Raw genomic sequence first — 18,312 nt, 5'->3', positions numbered from 1 at the left:
CGTGCCCCACCGCCCCGAGGATGACTGGACCCGTCCCCTGCCGCGCCGCCCGCGGACCGGACGGCGGCCCGGTGACCCGGTCGGCCGGGACGCGGCGTACGACGGCTACGAGGGCGGCGACGGGTTCGAGGGGGACGACGGGTTCGGAGGGGACCCGGGGTACGACGGGTACGACGGTCGCCGGGGTGGGGACGAGGCGACCCGTCCGGTCCCGCGGCAGGAGCCGCCGCGGGGGCACTACGACGAGAACGGCGACTGGGTCCCGCGACCGCGACCGCGGGAGCGCCCCCGGCAGGGTCCTCGTCCGGCCGCGTCCGGCGGCGGGCCCCCGGGGAGGCCGCCGACCGGTCGCCGCGCCGCCTCCTCCCGGCCGCCCCGCCGTCGCCGGGGACCCCGCTACGGCCTGCGCCGCCTCGCCGTCGTCCTGGGGCTGGCGCTGACGGCCTACGTGGTGTCGATGGTCGTCGTCCTCGCCCTGCTGTGGAACGGCCTGGTGCGGGTGGACGCCACCCCCGAGGGCACCCGACCCGCGGGGTCCGCGGGCTCGGCGTACCTGCTCGTCGGCACCGACAGCCGCGACCAGCTGACCGAGGAGCAGCGCGGCGAGTTCGGCACCGGCTACGCCGAGGGGTCGCGGGCCGACACGGTCATGCTGCTGCACGTGCCCACCGTCGGCGAGCCCACGCTCGTCAGCCTGCCCCGGGACTCCTTCGTGGACGTGCCCGGCCACGGTCTGGACAAGCTCAACGCGGCGCACTCGATCGGAGGTCCCGAACTGCTCGCGGCGACCGTCGAGGGAGCCACGGGGCTGCGTCTCGACGGCTACCTGGAGATCGGCTTCGGCGGATTCGTCGGCGTCGTCGAGGAGGTCGGCGGCGTCCGGATGTGCCTCGACGCGCCGATCCAGGACGAGAAGGCGCACATCGACCTGGCCGCCGGCTGCCAGGAGCTCACCGGGCCGGAGGCGCTCGGCTACGTCCGGATGCGCTACAGCGACGCTCGGGGCGACATCGGCCGGGTGGAGCGCCAGCGGGAGTTCCTCGCCGCCCTGGTCGCCCGGATGGCCTCCCCCGCCACCGTGCTCAACCCCGTGCGGCTCCACGACGTCGGCAGCGCCACCGGGGAGGCGGTCGCCGTGGGCGAGGACACCAGCGTGCTCGAGGCCGCCCGGATGGCCCTGGCGATGCGGGGCATCGCCTCCGGGGGCGGCGTCTCGGTCACCGTCCCGGTGGCCGACGCGAACTACCAGACGACCGTGGGCAGCGCCGTGCTGTGGGACGAGCAGCGGGCCGCCGAGCTCTTCGGCGCCCTGCGGCGGGGCGAGTCTGTCAGCATCGAACCGTGAGCGACGTGCCCGAGCAGGACCGCGACCCGGACCTGGAGACCACCCGGCAGACCCCGGCGGGCGCCCGGCCGGACGTGGTGGCTGGGCGCTACCGGATCCTGGGCACGCTGGGCCGCGGCGGCGGCGGGACCGTCTGGCACGCCCGCGACGAGCACCTGGGGCGCGAGGTGGCGCTCAAGCGGGTGGCCGGCGAGGCCGACGCCGACGTGCTGCTGACCCGCGGCATGCGGGAGGCCCGGACCAGCGCGGCGCTGGCCCACGAGCACGTCGTGCGCGTCTACGACGCCTTCGAGCACGAAGGGGCGCCCTGGATCGTCATGGAGTACGTGCCCGGCCCCTCGCTGGCCTCGCTCCTGGAGGGCGGTGCCACCCTGCCGGTCCGCCAGGTCGCCGCCATCGGCGCCCAGATGGCGACCGCGCTCGCGGCGGCGCACGGCGCCGGCGTCGTGCACCGGGACGTCAAGCCGGGCAACGTGCTGCTCGTGGACGCGACCGGGCAGGACGCCAAGCTCACCGACTTCGGCATCGCGCGCGCCGAGGAGGACCACCAGCTCACCCGCACCGGGATGGTCTCGGGCACCGCCGCCTACTTCTCGCCCGAGGTCGCCGCCGGGGAGGACCCGTCGGCGGCGGCCGACGTGTGGGCCCTGGGCGCGACCCTCTACGCCGCGGTGGAGGGACGTCGCCCCTACCCCGACGCCGCCAACCCCGTGGCCCAGCTGCACACGATCGTGCGCGACCGACCCCGTCCCCCGCAGCGGGCCGGTGCGCTGACCCCGGTACTGGCGGGAATGCTGGACCCCGATCCCCGCACGAGGTGGACCGCCCACCGGGCGGCGGAGGCGCTTCGGGCCGTCGCCCGCGGAGGGCAGGAGACGGGCGGCGCAGCCTCCGCGGCCGGGGCGGGCGCGGCCGCGGCGGGTTTGGACGGGGCGGGCACCGCCGTGGCCGGGGCGGGTGCTGCCGCCGCCGCGGCCGCCGCGCGCACCCGTGAGGAGGCGGCCGCCACGCAGCAGGTGCACGCCGGCGCCGACCCCACCCGGGTGGTGGCGCACGGCCCGCCCCGGTCGACCACCGCCGGGGGTGGCGGCGACGGCGCGACCCCACCGGCGGACCGGGCCCCGGCATTATCGGCCCGCCGAGGCCGGGGCCGGGGCCGCCTGCTGGCCTGGCTGGTGGCCGTCCCGTTGATCCTGCTGCTGGGCTGGCTCGCGTGGACGATCGCGACCACGGGCGGGCTCGGCGGGACGCCCGAGCGCCCCACCGCCACCGCCGGCCAGCCGGTGTCGGTCGAGGAGGCCGAGGAGACCGCCCGCGAGTTCTACCGCCGGCTCGCCGACGAGGGGCTCGCCGAGGCGCGGGAGCTCACCCTGCCCGGGGTGTCCGTCGACGACCGGATCGCCGAGGGCCTGGACCGGGTGGAGGTGCAGGAGGTGGTGGGCACCGGGCGCCCGGACGGCGGGGTGGACCTGGTGACGACGGTGGCCTACGACTACGGCGGGCCTGCCCCCGTCGTGCAGCAGGAGAACCTCCAGGTGGCCCGCCCCGAGCTGGATCCGCTCATCGTGCTGCGGAGCACGACGACGATCTCCGGGCTGCCCGAGCAGGGCCCGGCCGAGGACCAGACGCAGGACCAACCGGCGCAGGACCAGCCGGCCGAGGAGGCCCCGGCCGAGGACGCCCCGGCCGAGGAGGAGAGTCCGGTGACCGACCCGGACACCTCAGGGGACGACCAGGACGGCACGGACGAGGACACGAGGGACACCGACGAGGAGGGTCGGGGCCCGGACCCGGACCCCGACCCGGACCCCGGAGGCGACGGGGACGGCTGAGCCGCCCCCGCACGGCCCGGGGCCCGCGCCGCTCCCCCGGGCTCAGCGTCCCAGCACCGCACCCACGAACGCCCTCGTGAGGTCGGGCAGCCCGGGGACCGCCTCCTCGTCCACGTTGGCCAGGACCACCAGCGTCGTGCCGTCCTCCGGGCGGCGGAGCGAGACGGAGAACACGCCGGGGTCCCCGCCGTCCTTGCCGAACACCCCGTCGTCGCGGACCTCGACCCCGTAGCCGACCGACCACCGTCCTCCGGCCCGCACGCGCGGGGTGAGCAGGTCCGCCGGGGAGACCCCGCGCCATACCCCTCCCTGCTGCACCGCGCGCAGGAACCGGTCGACGTCCGAGGCGGTGGCGACCGCGCCCCCGTCGCCGCCGCCGACGGGGTGGACGGAGTAGATGTTCGTACGCCACGGCAGCCCGGGGGCGAGCGGGGGCAGGTAGCCAGCCGCCACGTCCGGGTGGACCTCGTCGAAGGCGGGGTAGCCGCTGTCCGCCATCCCGGCCGGCCCGAGCACCCTCGTCGTCACGGCCTCGGCGAAGGGCATCCCCGAGACGTGCGACAGCAGGATCCCCAGCAGCACGTAGCCCGCGTTGCTGTAGTGGTAGGTGGTGCCCGGCGGGCACACCGGCGGCAGGTCTGCGAACAGCGGCAGCAGCGCCGCGTAGTCCCGGACCCGGTAGTTGGGGATCCGGTCCCAGATGTCGCCGTAGTCCTCCCGGTAGCCGGGCAGGTCCTCGTCCTCCTCGAAGTAGTCGGCGACGCCCGACGTGTGGGAGAGCAGGTGGTGGACCGTGACGTCCGGGCTCAGGGTCCGGGGCCGCAGCTCGGGAGGCAGGACGTCCACCACCCGGTCGTGCACGCCCACCTCCCCCCGCCCGGCGGCGTCGAGGACCCCGACGGCGGTGAACATCTTGCTCAGGGACGCGGTGGCGAACCGGGTCCCCGGGTGCACGGGAATGCCGTTCGCGCGGTCGGCGAGGCCGTGGCAGGACTCGAGCAGCACCTCCTCGCCGCGGGAGACCCGCAGGATCCCGGAGAAGCCGTCCTCCGCCTCGAGGCGGTGGGCCTCGTCCAGGACGCTCTGCCAGGGGTGCGCGCTCATGGGGCCAGTCTGGCCGGTCCCCGTGACGGACGGCGAGGGGTTTTTGTCCGCGGACGGTGCCCGCGGCCCGGCGAGGGGCCTACCCCTTGAGCAGCTGGCGCGCCATGACGATGCGCTGGATCTCGTTGGTGCCCTCGTAGATCTGGGTGATCTTGGCGTCGCGCATCATCCGCTCCACCGGGAAGTCCTTGGTGTAGCCGTAGCCGCCGAAGAGCTGGACCGCGTCGGTGGTGACCTCCATGGCCACGTCGGAGGCGTAGCACTTGGCGGCCGCCCCGAAGAAGGTCAGGTCGTCGTCGCCGCGCTCGGACTTGGCCGCCGCCACGTAGACCATCTGCCGCGCCGCCTCGAGTTTCATCCCCATGTCCGCGAGCATGAACTGCACGCCCTGGAACTCCGCGATGGCCCTGCCGAACTGCTGGCGCTCCTTGACGTAGGCCAGCGCTGCGTCGAGCGCGCCCTGGGCGATGCCGATGGCCTGGGCGCCGATGGTGACGCGGGTGTGGTCGAGGGTGCGCAGGGCGATCTTCAGGCCCTCGCCGGGCCCGCCGACCATCCGGTCGGCCGGGATGCGGCAGTCGTCGAAGTGCAGCTCCCGGGTGGGGCTGCCCTTGATGCCCATCTTCTTCTCGGGGGCGCCGAAGGTGAAGCCCTCGTCGGACTTCTCCACGACGAACGCGCTGACGTTGCGTCCCCGCGGCCCGTCGGGGTCGGTGACGGCCATGACCGTGTAGAACTGCGACTCCCCGGCGTTGGTGATCCAGGACTTCTGCCCGTTGAGGACGTAGTGGTCGCCGTCCTTGACCGCCTTGCACTTCATCCCCGCGGTGTCGGACCCGGCACCGGCCTCGGAGAGGCCGTAGGAGAACATCGCCTCGCCGCGGGCCACCGGCGGCAGGTACTTCTGCTTGAGGTCGTCGTTGGCGGCGATGAGCAGCGGCATGGTGCCGAGCTTGTTGACGGCCGGGATGAGCGAGGAGCTGGCGCAGCCGCGGGCCACCTCCTCGATGACGATGCAGGTGGCCAGGGCGTCGGCGCCCACCCCGTCGTACTCCTCCGGGATGTGCGGGGCGTGGAAGTCGGTCGCGACGAGCGCCGTGAGCGCCTCGGCCGGGAAGCGGCCCTCCTCGTCGACGGCCGCGGCGTGCGGCGCGATCTGGGCCGCGGTGACCTCGCGCACCGCCTCGCGCAACGCCTCGTGGTCCTCGCTGATCCGGAACAGGTCGAAGTCGCTCATGGCCCGCAGCCTACTCGCGGGTCAGCAGCCGCCGACGCCGCGGTCCGTCGTGGGCTCAGCCCGCCAGCGCGGGGATCACCTCGTCCTCGAACAGCTCGATCCCGGAGGTGTCGTGGGCGGCCTCAGCGAAGTAGGTGATGGCGTAGGTCATCCCGATGTCCTGCAGGCCAGCGAGGGTCTCCACGATCTGCTCGGGCGTGCCGACCGCGGGCTGCGTCCGCAGCCCGTCCACCTGCTGCCGGGCCTTCTCCTCGGCCACCCCCGCCCGCAGGAACAGGTCCTTGACGAAGGCCAGCCGCTCCTCGACCTCGGCCTCGTCCCGCCCGATCACGACGTTGTAGTTGGCGCTGCGGACGATCTCGTCGACGTCGCGCCCGACGTCCTGGCAGTGGCCGCGCAGCACCTCCGACTTGTGGGCGAAGACCTCGGGCGTCCCGTCGAAGTTGGTGTAGTCGGCATGCTCCGCGGCGATCCGCAGCGTCTTGCGCTCCCCGCCACCGGCGACCCAGACGGGTATGCCGTTGCGCTCCGACCCGGGGAAGACGGTCCCCTGGAGGGGGCGCGGCCAGCACATCGCCCCGTCGACCTGGTAGTGCTCGCCGTCGAGGGTGGCCGACCCGGTCGTCCACATCTGCCGGAAGATCTCCACCCCCTCGCGCAGGCGCGCCAGCCGCTCCCCCGCCGTGGGGAAGCCGTAGCCGTAGGCGCGCCACTCGTGCTCGTACCACCCGGCACCGATGCCCATCTCCAGCCGTCCGCCGGAGACGACGTCGACGGTGGCGGCGACCTTGGCCAGGTAGGCCGGGTCCCGGTAGCTCATGCACGTGCACATCTGGCCGAGCCGGACCCGGCCGGTGACGGCCGCGAAGGCCGCCATCAGCGACCAGGCCTCGTGGCAGGCCTCGTGGCTGGGCTCGGGGACCGTGTGGAAGTGGTCGTAGACCCACAGCGACTCCCAGGCCTCCTCGGCGTCGGCCCGCTGGGCGAGGTCGCGCATCACCCCCCACTGGTGCTCGGGGGCGATGCCGACGAGGTCCATCCGCCAGCCCTGGGGGACGAAGATTCCGAAGCGCATGGCCCCAACGTAGCCCCGCCACGGCACGCCCGCCGCCGCGGGGCCCGTCAGCCGCGCCGCTGCCGCAGGCGGGCCCCTTTCGCGTGCGCCTGGTCGCGCAGGTCGTCCGCGAACCGGGCCAGCTGCCGTCGCCAGGTCGCCGCCTGCTCCCCCTCGCCCGCGGCGAGCATGCGCACCGCCAGCAGACCGGCGTTGCGCGCCCCGGCCACCGAGACGGTCGCCACGGGGATGCCGGCCGGCATCTGCACGATGGCCAGCAGGGAGTCCATGCCGTCGAGGTGCTTCAGCGGCACGGGCACGCCGACCACCGGCAGCACCGTCACCGAGGCGAGCATCCCGGGCAGGTGGGCGGCCCCGCCGGCCCCGGCGACGATGACGCGGAGCCCGCGGTCGGCGGCCGACCGGCCGTAGTCGATCATCTCGGTCGGCATCCGGTGGGCCGAGACGACGTCGGCCTCGTAGGGCACGCCGAACTCCTCCAGCACCTGGGCGGCCGCCTCCATGACGGGCCAGTCGCTGTCGCTGCCCATGACCAGGCCGACGAGGGGCGGGGCGGGGCTCTGGTCGGGGCTCACTCGGTCACCACTCCCTGCAGGTAGTCGGCGGCGTGCCGCGCCCGCTCCCGGAGCGCGGGCAGGGCGTCGGGGTCGAGGTCGTCGCCGAAGACGGTCACGTGGCCCAGCTTGCGCCCGGGCCGCACCCCCTTGCCGTAGAGGTGGATCTTCAGCCCCGGGTCCCGAGCCATGAGGTGGCGGTAGGTCGGGTAGAGGTCGGGGTGCTCGCCGCCGAGCACGTTGGCCATCACGGTCCACCCGGACCGGGCCGACGGGTCGCCGAGCGGCAGGTCGAGCACGGCCCGCAGGTGCTGCTCGAACTGGCTGGTGACCGCGCCCTCGATCGTCCAGTGCCCGCTGTTGTGGGGCCGCATCGCCAGTTCGTTGACGACGTAGCCGGGACGCCCGTCCTGCCCCCGCACCTCGAACATCTCCACGGCCAGCACCCCGGTGACCCCCAGCTCCCCGGCGACCCGCAGCGCGCCCTCGGTGGCCGCCCGCGCCAGGTCGTCGTCCAGGCCGGGGGCCGGGGCCAGCACCTCGGTGCAGATCCCGCCGGTCTGGACGGTCTCCACAACGGGCCAGGCCGCGGCCTGCCCGGAGGGGCTGCGGGCCACGAGCACCGCCAGCTCGCGGGTGAAGTCGACCGCCTCCTCGAGCAGCACCCCGTCGGCGAGCGCCCCCGGCTGCCCCACCTGGGCGAGCCAGTCGTCGAGCTCGGCGACGCTGCGGCATACCCGCACCCCCTTGCCGTCGTAGCCCCCGCGCGGCGTCTTGGCCACCACCGGCCAGCCCGCCCGGGCGGCGAACTCCTCCACGTCGCCGGCCGTGCGGGCGGTCGCCCAGGCCGGGCAGGGGATGCCCAGCTCGCTGAGCCGACGGCGCATCACCAGCTTGTCCTGGGCGTGCACGAGGGCCTGCGGCGAGGGGTGCACGGGCACCCCGGCGCGGACCAGCTCCTCGAGCACCTCGGCGGGCACGTGCTCGTGGTCGAAGGTCACCACGTCGCAGTGCCGGGCCCAGTCGAGCACGGTCCCGGCGTCTGTGTGCGCGCCGACGGGGCTGTGCGGGACCACGAGGGCGGCGCTGGCGTCCTCGGCCTCGGCGAGCACCGAGAGGGTCAGCGAGAGCCCGACCGCGGGGGGCTGGCACATCCGGGCGAGCTGCCCGCCGCCGACGATGCCGACGACCGGGAACCCGCCCTCGGCGCGCAGCGGCGGGGAGGGGGATGAGGTGGGTGGAGTGCTCACGGACGCCGAGCCTATCCAGTCCTGGCGCGTACACTCCCGCCGTGCCCCCACCCCGCCCGACCCTGGTCGCCCGCCTGCGCGGGGCGTGGCGGACGTTGGTGGCCGAGGTGGCCAAGTTCGGAACCGTCGGGGCGGTCGCGTTCGTGCTGGACACGACCCTGTACAACCTGCTCGTCTTCGGCCTGCCCGGCCTGGTCGAAGGCCCGATGGCCGGGTCCCCGCTGCTCGGCAAGGTCGTCTCCACCAGCGTCGCCACGCTCTTCTCCTGGACGGGCAACCGGTGGTGGACCTTCCGCCGGCGCCGCAGCGAGGCGATGGGCCGCGAGCTGGTCCTGTTCCTCTTCTTCAACGCCGTCGGCCTGGGCATCGCGCTGGCCTGCCTGGCCTTCTCCCGCTACGTGCTGGGGCTGGACAGCCAGCTGGCCGACAACGTCGCCGCGAACGGGATCGGGCTCGCGCTGGGCACGCTGTTCCGCTTCTGGGCCTACCGGACCTTCGTCTTCCGCGAGGAGCTGGCCGAGGAGGAGCGCGAGGCGCGGCGGGCGGCCGCTCAGGGCCTCTCGGCGAGGGTCAGGTAGAGCGAGAAGACCGGGGGGCTCAGGCGGGTCAGCTCGATCCGCCCGCCCAGGGACTCCGCCGTCTCCCGGGCCACGGCCAGCCCCAGGCCGGTCCCGCCGCCGGTGGTCACCGCCCGGTCGAAGACCGACCGGGACAGCCGGACCGGGATCCCGGGGCCCTCGTCGGAGACGGTGAACACCGCGGAGGGACCGGACCTGCCCGCGTGCACACGGACCGTGCCCGCCCCGTGCACGAGCGCGTTCTCGACCAGCGTGTTGAGCACCTGGGACAGGGATGACGCGCTGGACTCCACGATCATCCCCCGCTCGCTCCACAGGTCGATCTCCCGGCCCTCCTCGGCCAGGGCCGGCGACCACTCCGCGTCCAGCCCGGCGAGCACCTGGTCCACCGAGCACAGGCCCCCGCCGGAGGCGTGGCCGACCCGGGTGCGGCGCAGCAGCTCGTCCACCACCCCGGTGAGCCGTTCGACCTGGCCGATGGCGATCTCGGCCTCCTGCCGGGCCAGGCCCGCGTCGTCGGCCTGGGCGATCTCCTCCAGCCGCAGGAGCAGCGCGGCCAGCGGGGTGCGCAGCTGGTGGGAGGCGTCCGCGGCGAACGAGCGCTCCGAGACCAGCGCCCGGGCGAAGGTGGTGTGGTGCCGGTCGACCTCGCGCACGATCGCGTCGATCTCCGGGACGCTCTGCGGCCAGGGGCCCGGCTCGACGAACCGGCCCGGGCGCGCCTCGGGGTCGAGGGCGAACCCGCCGGAGGCCATCTCGTCGGCGCGGTGCGCCAGCCGGCGCAGCGGCTCGATCACCGTCTCCCCCACCTGGTCGGCCTGGTGCCGGGCCAGGGGGAAGACGATGGCGACCACGCCCAGGGCCCCCGCCACCGACGCGATCAGCAGGCCCCACCACGGCAGCCCCTCCGCCTCGGGGCCCAGGGCGGCCTGCACCTGCGCCAGGATCCAGCCGATCGCCAGCAGCACCCCCACGACCACCCCGAGCACCGACAGGGTGACCCGCCGGGCCAGCTCGCGGAAGACCGCCCGCACGGCGGGTCAGTCCTGCGGGTCGTTCTGGAACCGGAAGCCGACCCCGCGGACGGTGACGATGTACCGCGGGTCGTGGGCGTCGTCGCCGATCTTGCGGCGCAGCACCGAGACGTGCATGTCGAGCGTCTTGGTCGAGCCGTACCAGCTGTCCCAGACCTCGCGCATGAGCACCTCGCGCGGGACGACCCGTCCCTCCTCGCGCATGAGCACGCGCAGCAGGTCGAACTCCTTGGTCGTCAGCCGCACCTCCTCGTCGTGGAGGAAGACCCGACGGGCGTCGACGTCGATGCGCAGCGACCCGGGAGAGGGACGCAGCGGCGGCTCGGGGCCCCGGCGCAGCAGCGCCCGGACCCGGGCGAGCAGCTCCCCGAGGCGGAACGGCTTGGTGACGTAGTCGTCGGCGCCCGCGTCCAGCCCGACGACGGTGTCGATCTCGTCGGTGCGGGCGGTGAGCATGAGGACGGGGATGCCCACGCCGGCGTCCCGCAGCCCCCGGCAGACGGCGAGGCCGTCGAGCCGGGGCAGGCCCAGGTCGAGCACGAGCAGGTCGTAGACCCCGTTGCGGGACCCCTCGGCGAGGGCGGCGCGCCCGTCCTCAGCGACGGTCACCTCGTAGCCCTCCCGCCGGAAGGCCCGGGCCAGGGGTTCGGAGATGGCCGGGTCGTCCTCGGCCAGCAGCACCTTGGTGCTCACCTCGTCCTCCTCACGTGGTCCGGGGCCCGGTCGGTACCGGCGATACCGACCACACAGTATGCGCCCCCGTGCCTCTTCAACGTCCGGGCCACCGCGGCGCGCGCTTCTCGGCGAAGGCGGCGACACCCTCCTTGCGGTCCCCGCTGAAGGCGGTCGCCCGCCAGGCTCCGTCCTCGATCTCCAGGCCGGCGGCCAGGTCGACCCCCATGCCCAGGCGCATCGCGCGCTTGGCGTTGCGGACGGCCACCGGGGAGTTGCCCGCGATCTGCGCAGCGATCTCCAGGGCGCGGTCCCGGGCCGTGCCGGCCTCCACGAGCTCGTCGAGGACGCCCAGCCGGTGCGCCTCCTTCGCCGTCATCCGGCGGCCGGTGAAGATCATCGACGCGGCCCGCGACCAGCCGACCCTGCGGGTCACCAGCTGGGTCCCGCCGCCGCCCGGGACGACCCCGACGCCCACCTCCGGCAGGCCGACGGTCGCCTCCGTCCCGGCGACGACGAGGTCGCAGCTGAGCGCGATCTCCATACCTCCGCCGAGGGCGAAGCCCTCGACCGCCGCCACGGCCGGCATCGGCAGGTCGAGGACGGCGCGGTAGGCCTTCCGGGTGACGAGCCGGTGGTCCATCATCTGGGCGTCGCTGAAGCCGTTGCGCTCCTTGAGGTCGGCGCCGACGCAGAAGGCCCGCGGGGAGGTGCTGGTGACCACGACCGCCCGGACGTCCTCGTCCGCCGACAGCGCGGTCATCGTGGCCGTGATCTCGCGGGAGAAGTCGGTGCTGACGGCGTTCATCGACGCCGGGCGGTCCAGCGCCACCTCGACCACGTGACCGTCGTCTCCGTGCCGGGTGACCTGCAGCATCGTGGGTGCGTCCATGGCTGGCAGGGTAGCGTCCGGCCGCACCGGGCCGGTGCTCACCCGTCCCCCGGCGCGGGCCGGACGTGCGCGACGTCCCCCGCGTGGTGCACGGTCCGGCCCGCGGGCCCCTCCACCACGAGCGCCCCGTCCGCGTCCACGTCCACGGCCGTGCCCCCGGTGCGGCCGCCGTCGGGCCGGTGCACCACCACCGGCAGCCCGACCGTGACGCACCGCTGGAGGTATGCCGTGCGCACGGCCCCGGCCGCACCCCCGGCGAGCCGGGCGTGGAGGGAGCCCAGGTGGTGCAGGTACAGCGGCAGCAGGTCCTCCCGCGCCCCGGGGGGCAGCGGCGCACCACCGCGCGCCAGCCGCCAGGAGGTCGCCGTGGGCACGGGCAGCTCGTCCGGCCCGTGGTCCACGTTGAGACCGGCACCGAGGACCACCGTGCCGGCCCGGGCGTCGGCCACCTGGGCCAGGATCCCGGCGACCTTTCCCCAGTCCCGGCCGTCCCCGGTCGTCAGGACCGGATCCTGGTGCGGGGACGGGGCCCGCAGCACCGCGAGCACGTCGTTGGGCCACTTGAGGGCGGCCGGCACCGGCCAGCGGCTCCCGGCGAGGGCGCGGACGAGCGCGAGGCCGGCGGCGAGCGGGAGCCAGCCCATGACCTCGGGGGCCACGGCCGGCACCACGGCGCTGACCGCCAGCCCCCGGCCCGGCGGCGACTCCCACCGGCGCCCGCGCCGGCCCAGGCCCCCGGTCTGGTGGTCGGCGACGACCACCCGGCCGGGCCGGGGGTCGCTCAGCGCCTCGGTGTTGGTCGAGCCGATCGACTCGTGCCGCTCGGGCGCGGCCCATCGCACGACGGTCATGCGGTCAAGGGTAAGTTCGGACCCATGAGTGAGACCGTCAGCGCCGGACCGCCCGCCGACAGCAGCGGCGAGGGCCCGGACATGCGCACGACCGCCGGCCGGCTGGCCGACCTGCGGGCCCGGGTGGACGAGGCCGTGCACGCCGGGTCGGCCAAGGCCGTGGAGAAGCAGCACGCCCGTGGGAAGAAGACCGCCCGCGAACGGGTCGAGGCCCTCCTCGACGAGGGCAGCTTCACCGAGCTGGACGCCCTGGCGCGGCACCGCTCGACCGCGTTCGGGCAGGAGCGCAACCGGCCCTACGGGGACGGGGTGGTCACCGGCTACGGCACGGTCGACGGCCGTCCGGTCGCGGTCTTCTCCCAGGACTTCACCGTCTTCGGCGGGTCGCTGGGCGAGGTCTTCGGCGAGAAGATCGTCAAGGTCATGGACCTGGCGATGAAGATCGGCTGCCCGGTGATCGGGATCAACGACTCCGGCGGCGCCCGCATCCAGGAGGGCGTGGTCGCCCTGGGGCTCTACGCCGAGATCTTCCGCCGCAACGTCGACGCCTCCGGGGTCATTCCGCAGATCTCCCTGGTCATGGGCCCGTGCGCGGGCGGGGCGGTCTACTCCCCGGCGATCACCGACTTCGTGGTCATGGTCGACCAGACCTCGCACATGTTCATCACCGGCCCCGACGTCATCAAGACCGTCACCGGGGAGGACGTGACCTTCGAGGAGCTCGGCGGGGCGCGCACGCACAACTCGACCTCCGGCGTGGCGCACTACATGGCCAGCGACGAGGACGATGCGCTCGACTACGTCAAGGAGCTGCTGGGGTTCCTGCCGCAGAACAACCTCGAGGACCCGCCGGCCTTCGACGCCGACGTGGACGAGGAGGTCGACGAGCAGGACGAGGCCCTCAACACCCTGGTCCCCGACTCCCCCAACGTGCCCTACGACATCAGGACCGCGATCCAGACGGTGGTCGACGACGGCGACTTCCTGGAGGTCCAGGAGCTCTTCGCCCCCAACATCGTGGTCGGGTTCGGCCGGGTCGAGGGCCGGTCCGTCGGCGTCGTGGCCAACCAGCCGATGCAGCTGGCCGGGACCCTGGACATCGACGCCTCGGAGAAGGCCGCCCGGTTCGTGCGCACCTGCGACGCGTTCAACGTGCCCATCCTCACCTTCGTCGACGTCCCGGGCTTCCTGCCCGGGACCGACCAGGAGTTCGGCGGCATCATCCGGCGCGGGGCCAAGCTGCTCTACGCCTACGCCGAGGCCACCGTCCCGCTCGTCACGGTCATCACCCGCAAGGCCTACGGCGGCGCCTACGACGTCATGGGCTCCAAGCACCTCGGTGCCGACGTCAACCTGGCCTGGCCGACCGCGCAGATCGCCGTCATGGGCGCCCAGGGCGCGGCCAACATCCTCTACCGCCGCGAGCTGGCCAGGGTCGCCGCCGAGGGCGGGGACGTCGAGGCCGAGCGGCAGCGGCGCATCCAGGAGTACGAGGACACCCTCGCCAACCCCTACGTCGCGGCCGAGCGGGGCTACGTCGACGCGGTCATCGAGCCCTCCGAGACCCGGGTCCAGGTCGCCCGAGCGCTGCGCCACCTGCGCTCCAAGCGTTCCAACCGCGCGCCCCGCAAGCACGGGAACATCCCGCTGTGAGCGCCACGACCCCTGCGGAGGGCGCCGCGGCCGAGGGTTCGACCGCCGACGTGCCGGTGATCCGGGTGGAGCGGGGCAACCCCAGCCCCGAGCAGATCGCCGCACTGGCCGTGGTGCTCAGCGCCCTCGGCTCCGACGGCGGCGGGTCGGGCGGCGACGCCCGGCGCCGGACCCTGTGGACGGCCCGTTCCCGGTTCGCCCGCCCGCGGCCGGCGGTCGGCCCCGACGGGTGGAGGGCCTCGGCGCTGCCCCGCTGAGCGGCGGGTCGTTCAGCCCCGCGCGCGCAGGCGCGCGGCCAGCCGGTCGTGGTACATCCTCGGCAGGCAGCCGGCGGCCACCACCCTGGCGGCGGCCTCGTCGTCACCCATCGCTGCGGCGAAGGCCACCCGCATGTCGACGTCGTGGTCCGGCGGCTCCAGCACCTCGACCGCGTCGCCCGCACGCACCGTCCCGGGCGCGACGACGCGCAGGTAGACGCCGCACCGCCCCCGCTCGGTGAACCTCCTCAGCCAGCCCCGCTCCCCCAGGTGACCGGCGAAGGTCGAGCAGGGCGTGCGCGCCACCGACACCTCGAGCACGACGTCGTCGCCGACCCTGATCCGCTGATTGACGAGCAGGGCCTCCAGGTCGATCCCCTCGGTGGTGAGGTTCTCGCCGAAGGTGCCGTCCGACAGCCCCCGGGAGAGCTCGCGCTCCCAGTGGTCCAGCTCCTCGCGGGCGTAGGCGTAGACGGCCTTGTGCGCGCCGCCGTGGTGCTGCTCGTCGCCCACGTGGTCGGCGACCACGCCGGGCCCGTCGCCGTAGGACGGGCCGGGGGCGAAGACCTCGATCGAGGGCACCGGTCGTTTGTCGATGCCCGTCGCGTAGGGCTTGCCGCCCGGCTCGGGCTTGGGACTGGCCAGGTTGGTCGAGCGGACGCGTGCGGGCATGGACGACACGGTATGCGGTGCCGGCACCTCCTGCGGCCCCCGCGCCACGGACGGGGTCAGCGGCGGCGGGCCACCGCGAACACCCGCCGGAAGGGCAGCACCACCCCCAGGGAGGTCCGGGGGTAGGCGAGGCGCAGGGCGGCGGCGAACTCCTCGACGAACCGCGCGCGCAGGTCCTCGGGCAGGGCCTCCAGGGTGGGCCTGGCACCGGTGGCGGACACCCAGGTGAGGACGGGGTCGGGGTCGCGGCCCTCGGGGTCCAGGACGTGGAGGTACGTCGTCTCCCACGCGTCCACCTCGGCACCGGCCCCGGCCAGCACCGCCAGGTAGTGCACGGGGTCGTGGGCGGCCGGTTCGGCGACCCCTGCCAGGTGCCGGGCGTAGTCCGGGCGGGCGGCGATCTCCCGGCGCAGGGTGTGGCTGGGCTCCCCGAAGTTGCCGGGGACGGACATGGCCAGGGCGCCTCCTGGCCGGACCCTGCGCAGCAGGGCCGGCAGCATCTCGAGGTGGCCGGGCACCCACTGCAGCGTCGCGGTCGTCACCAGCAGGTCCACCACCGGCCGGTCAACGGACGCCCACGCCCGCAGGTCCCCCACCTCGGCCGACGCACCGGCGGCGCGCGCGGCCTGGACCATCGCCGGACTGGCGTCGACCCCGGAGATCTCGGCGTGCGGCCACCGGCGGGCCATCGCGAGCAGTCCCCGCCCGGGACCGCAGCCGAGGTCGACCACCCGGGCGGGGGCGGTGTCCGGCACCCGCGCCAGCATCTCGACGAACGGCCGGTCCCGTTCATCGGCGAACCGCGAGTAGTGCTCCGGGTCCCAGTCCTGGCCCATCGGGGCAGGGTAGTGCCTGCCCTGCACCTCGTCGGTCCTGCGAGGTAGCGTCGGCCCGTGACGACGACCCCGCAGCAGACCCGTTCCTGGACCGACATCGACCGCCTCGCCGAGGCCCACCTGGACGCCTCGGTGGCCCTCAGCCCGCTCCTGGCGACCTACCTGGGCGTGCCCGGCGCCGACGACCGGGTCGACGACCTGTCGGTCGAGGGGCTCCGCGCCCGGCGCGACCTGTGCGCGGACACCCTGGAGCAGCTCGACCGGCTCGAGCCGCAGGACGACACCGACAAGGTCACGGCGGCCGCGCTGCGCGAGCGGCTGGGCCTGGAGGTGCAGTCGCTGGACCTTGTGCTGGACGGACGGGCCCCCGTCGAGCTCAGCGTCATCTCGGCCCCCGCCCTGGACCTGCGCGACGTCTTCGACCTGATGGCCAAGGACACCGAGGAGCACTGGCGCACCGTCGCCGCCCGTCTGGACAACGTCCCGCGGGCCCTGGAGCAGTACGCCTCGGCCCTGACCTGGTCGACCGAGCGCGGTCAGGTGGCCCCCCGCCGGCAGGTCGTCAAGGTGGCCGAGCAGTGCCGCGACCAGGCGGCCGACGGGACGAGCACCTACGACGCCCTCCTCGAGGAGGCGGCCGGGCAGTCCGAGGAGGTCCGCGGCCTGCTGGCCGCGGCCGCCACCTCGGCCAAGGCGGCCTTCGGCGCGCTGGCGACCTTCCTCGACGAGCTGGCGCCGCAGGCGCCGGAGTCCGACGCCTGCGGCCGCGAGCTCTACGCCCTGCGCTCCCGCAGCTTCCTCGGGGCGGCCATCGACCTGGAGGAGACCTACCGCTGGGGCCAGGAGGAGCTGGCCCGCATCACCCGGATGATGGCGGAGACGGCCGAGCAGATCCGGCCCGGCGCCTCGGTCGAGGAGGCCGTCCAGATCCTCGACGACGACCCGGCCTACCAGCTGGAGGGCACCGAGGCCCTGCGCGGGTGGATGCAGGTCAAGGCCGACGAGGCGGTCGCCGCGCTGGCCGGCAGCCACTTCGACGTCCCCGAGCCGGTCCGCCGCATCGAGTGCATGATCGCCCCCAGCCAGACGGGCGGGATCTACTACACCCCGCCCTCCGAGGACTTCTCCCGTCCCGGGCGGATGTGGTGGTCGGTGCCCAAGGGCGTGACCCGGTTCTCCACCTGGCGCGAGCTGACCACCGTCTACCACGAGGGGGTCCCCGGCCACCACCTGCAGATCGGTCAGACCGCCTACCGCTCCGACCTGCTCAACCGCTGGCGCCGGCTCGCCTCCATGACGTCCGGGCACGCCGAGGGATGGGCGCTCTACAGCGAGTGGTTGATGGCCGACCTGGGCTACATGGACGACCCCGGCGACCGCCTCGGCCTGCTCGACGGCCAGTCGCTGCGGGCCGCCCGCGTCGTGCTCGACATCGGCGTGCACTGCGGGTTCGAGGCCCCCGAGGAGGTCGACGGCGGCGAGTGGACCTACGACAAGGCCTGGGAGTTCCTCAACAACCACGTCCACATGGACGAGGGGTTCGTCCGGTTCGAGCTCGACCGCTACCTCGGCTGGCCGGGCCAGGCGCCCTCCTACAAGGTCGGCGAGCGCCTGTGGCTGGAGCTGCGCGACGAGGTGCGCCGCCGGGAGGGCGAGTCGTTCGACCTCAAGGCCTTCCACCGTCGGGCCCTCGACATCGGCGGCGTCGGGCTGGACACCCTGCGCGCGGCCGTCCTGGGCGAGCTGTGAGCGGGCCGGTGCCGCTGGTCCTGGCCTCCGCCTCCCCCGCCCGCCTCGCCTCGCTCACCAGCGCGGGGGTGGAGCCGGAGGTCGTCGTCTCGGGGGTGGACGAGGAGGCAGCGCTGGCCCGGGCCCAGGAGAGGCACGGCGTGCTCCCGCCCGCCGACGTCGCGCTCACCCTGGCGCGCGCCAAGTGCGAGGCGGTGGTGGGGCAGGAGGAGCCCGACTCCCTCGTCCTGGGTTGCGACTCGGTGCTCGAGCTGGACGGGCGGATGTACGGCAAGCCCGGGGACGCGGCCACGGCCACGGAACGGTGGCGGCTCATGCGTGGTCGCTCCGGGACGCTGCACACGGGCCACTGGGTGATCGACAACCGGGAGGGCGGGACGGGGGCGACCCTCGGCGCGACGGCCTCGACGGTGGTCCACTTCGCCGACCTGACCGACGAGGAGATCGAGGCCTACGTGGCGACGGGTGAACCGCTGACCGTCGCGGGGGCGTTCACCGTGGACGGCCTCGGAGGGCCCTACGTGCGTGGCATCGAGGGCGACTACCACGCGGTGGTCGGGGTCAGCCTGCCGCTGCTGCGCGAGCTGCTCGACGAGATCGGGGTGGCCTGGCACACGCTCCGCGGCTGAGGACCGCCCGCCGGCCGACCGGTGAGGGCCCGGCCTCCCGGTGAGACCCGGCTCGGCGCCGGCGGCAGGCGGGTGCCACCATGGGCCCAACA

The 18,312-nt window shown here is 74.7% G+C and carries 18 protein-coding genes; 7 read left to right on the top strand and 11 right to left on the bottom strand.

Annotation, left to right across the window (positions count from 1 at the left end; genetic code table 11):
• Window position 1 precedes the first annotated feature (1 nt).
• Complete coding sequence (locus FJR00_RS07595; protein WP_141338171.1) at window positions 2–1,345, top strand: LCP family protein; 1,344 nt, start codon at window positions 2–4, stop codon at window positions 1,343–1,345.
• Entirely contained in the window at window positions 1,342–3,177 is a 1,836-nt protein-coding gene (locus tag FJR00_RS07590; RefSeq protein ID WP_181409539.1) for a serine/threonine-protein kinase, read from the top strand. The genes FJR00_RS07595 and FJR00_RS07590 overlap by 4 nt, the downstream gene beginning before the upstream one ends.
• Before the next feature lie 42 nt (window positions 3,178–3,219).
• On the opposite strand, the gene FJR00_RS07585 is transcribed toward FJR00_RS07590, so the two are convergent.
• From FJR00_RS07585 to FJR00_RS07565, 5 genes are all read right to left on the bottom strand, one after another.
• Window positions 3,220–4,281, bottom strand: coding sequence for a serine hydrolase domain-containing protein (locus tag FJR00_RS07585; RefSeq protein WP_141338169.1), 1,062 nt, complete (start codon window positions 4,279–4,281; stop codon window positions 3,220–3,222).
• A 79-nt stretch (window positions 4,282–4,360) separates the two neighbouring features.
• Window positions 4,361–5,518 carry an acyl-CoA dehydrogenase family protein gene (locus FJR00_RS07580; RefSeq protein ID WP_141338168.1) on the bottom strand — a complete coding sequence of 386 codons (1,158 nt, stop codon included), beginning with the start codon at window positions 5,516–5,518 and terminating at the stop codon, window positions 4,361–4,363.
• Window positions 5,519–5,573: 55 nt separating this feature from the next.
• Complete coding sequence (locus tag FJR00_RS07575; protein ID WP_141338167.1) at window positions 5,574–6,593, bottom strand: LLM class F420-dependent oxidoreductase; 1,020 nt, start codon at window positions 6,591–6,593, stop codon at window positions 5,574–5,576.
• A 47-nt stretch (window positions 6,594–6,640) separates the two neighbouring features.
• Window positions 6,641–7,123 (bottom strand): 5-(carboxyamino)imidazole ribonucleotide mutase, encoded by a 483-nt coding sequence (gene purE / locus FJR00_RS07570; protein ID WP_141338235.1) that lies wholly within the window; start codon window positions 7,121–7,123, stop codon window positions 6,641–6,643.
• A gap of 41 nt (window positions 7,124–7,164) precedes the next feature.
• Window positions 7,165–8,397, bottom strand: coding sequence for a 5-(carboxyamino)imidazole ribonucleotide synthase (locus tag FJR00_RS07565; RefSeq protein ID WP_238330376.1), 1,233 nt, complete (start codon window positions 8,395–8,397; stop codon window positions 7,165–7,167).
• A gap of 41 nt (window positions 8,398–8,438) precedes the next feature.
• On the opposite strand from FJR00_RS07565, the gene FJR00_RS07560 reads away from it, so the two are divergent.
• Entirely contained in the window at window positions 8,439–8,975 is a 537-nt protein-coding gene (locus FJR00_RS07560; RefSeq protein WP_075958764.1) for a GtrA family protein, read from the top strand.
• On the opposite strand, the gene FJR00_RS07555 is transcribed toward FJR00_RS07560, so the two are convergent.
• The 4 genes from FJR00_RS07555 to FJR00_RS07540 form a co-directional block, all read right to left on the bottom strand.
• Window positions 8,948–10,009 (bottom strand): sensor histidine kinase, encoded by a 1,062-nt coding sequence (locus FJR00_RS07555; protein ID WP_141338166.1) that lies wholly within the window; start codon window positions 10,007–10,009, stop codon window positions 8,948–8,950. The genes FJR00_RS07560 and FJR00_RS07555 overlap by 28 nt on opposite strands.
• Window positions 10,010–10,015: 6 nt before the next feature.
• Entirely contained in the window at window positions 10,016–10,702 is a 687-nt protein-coding gene (locus FJR00_RS07550) for a response regulator transcription factor (RefSeq protein WP_075958838.1), read from the bottom strand.
• A 76-nt stretch (window positions 10,703–10,778) separates the two neighbouring features.
• Entirely contained in the window at window positions 10,779–11,573 is a 795-nt protein-coding gene (locus FJR00_RS07545; RefSeq protein WP_141338165.1) for an enoyl-CoA hydratase/isomerase family protein, read from the bottom strand.
• Between the two features lie 38 nt (window positions 11,574–11,611).
• Window positions 11,612–12,424 (bottom strand): biotin--[acetyl-CoA-carboxylase] ligase, encoded by an 813-nt coding sequence (locus FJR00_RS07540; RefSeq protein ID WP_141338164.1) that lies wholly within the window; start codon window positions 12,422–12,424, stop codon window positions 11,612–11,614.
• 24 nt (window positions 12,425–12,448) lie between these two features.
• Here FJR00_RS07540 and FJR00_RS07535 point away from each other — a divergent pair, with 24 nt between their 5' ends.
• Window positions 12,449–14,077, top strand: a complete 1,629-nt coding sequence (locus FJR00_RS07535) for an acyl-CoA carboxylase subunit beta (RefSeq protein WP_141338163.1) — start codon at window positions 12,449–12,451, stop codon at window positions 14,075–14,077.
• A complete protein-coding gene (locus tag FJR00_RS07530; protein ID WP_202876618.1) occupies window positions 14,074–14,334 on the top strand; it encodes an acyl-CoA carboxylase subunit epsilon in 261 nt (86 codons plus the stop codon). Before FJR00_RS07535 ends, FJR00_RS07530 begins: the two co-directional genes overlap by 4 nt.
• Window positions 14,335–14,346: 12 nt before the next feature.
• Here the strand turns inward: FJR00_RS07530 and FJR00_RS07525 are convergent, their stop codons facing one another.
• Together FJR00_RS07525 and FJR00_RS07520 are read right to left on the bottom strand one after the other, a co-directional pair.
• Entirely contained in the window at window positions 14,347–15,006 is a 660-nt protein-coding gene (locus tag FJR00_RS07525; protein WP_075958758.1) for an MOSC domain-containing protein, read from the bottom strand.
• Window positions 15,007–15,062: 56 nt separating this feature from the next.
• Window positions 15,063–15,842: a methyltransferase domain-containing protein gene (locus FJR00_RS07520; RefSeq protein ID WP_141338162.1), complete on the bottom strand. Its 780-nt coding sequence runs from the start codon at window positions 15,840–15,842 to the stop codon at window positions 15,063–15,065.
• A 57-nt stretch (window positions 15,843–15,899) separates the two neighbouring features.
• Between FJR00_RS07520 and FJR00_RS07515 the strand changes: the two genes are divergently transcribed.
• Window positions 15,900–17,591 carry a DUF885 domain-containing protein gene (locus FJR00_RS07515; RefSeq protein WP_141338161.1) on the top strand — a complete coding sequence of 564 codons (1,692 nt, stop codon included), beginning with the start codon at window positions 15,900–15,902 and terminating at the stop codon, window positions 17,589–17,591.
• The gene (locus tag FJR00_RS07510) at window positions 17,588–18,220 is read left to right on the top strand and encodes a Maf family protein (protein ID WP_238330375.1); all 633 of its coding nucleotides are present in this window, start codon (window positions 17,588–17,590) and stop codon (window positions 18,218–18,220) included. The genes FJR00_RS07515 and FJR00_RS07510 overlap by 4 nt, the downstream gene beginning before the upstream one ends.
• The last annotated feature ends 92 nt before the right edge of the window (window positions 18,221–18,312 follow it).

It is taken from the genome of Ornithinimicrobium kibberense, assembly GCF_006519705.1.
Taxonomy (GTDB): Bacteria; Actinomycetota; Actinomycetes; order Actinomycetales; family Dermatophilaceae; genus Ornithinicoccus; species Ornithinicoccus kibberensis.
The sequence above is the reverse complement of the archived record's forward strand: the minus strand, read 5'-3'. Positions and strand labels throughout refer to the sequence as shown.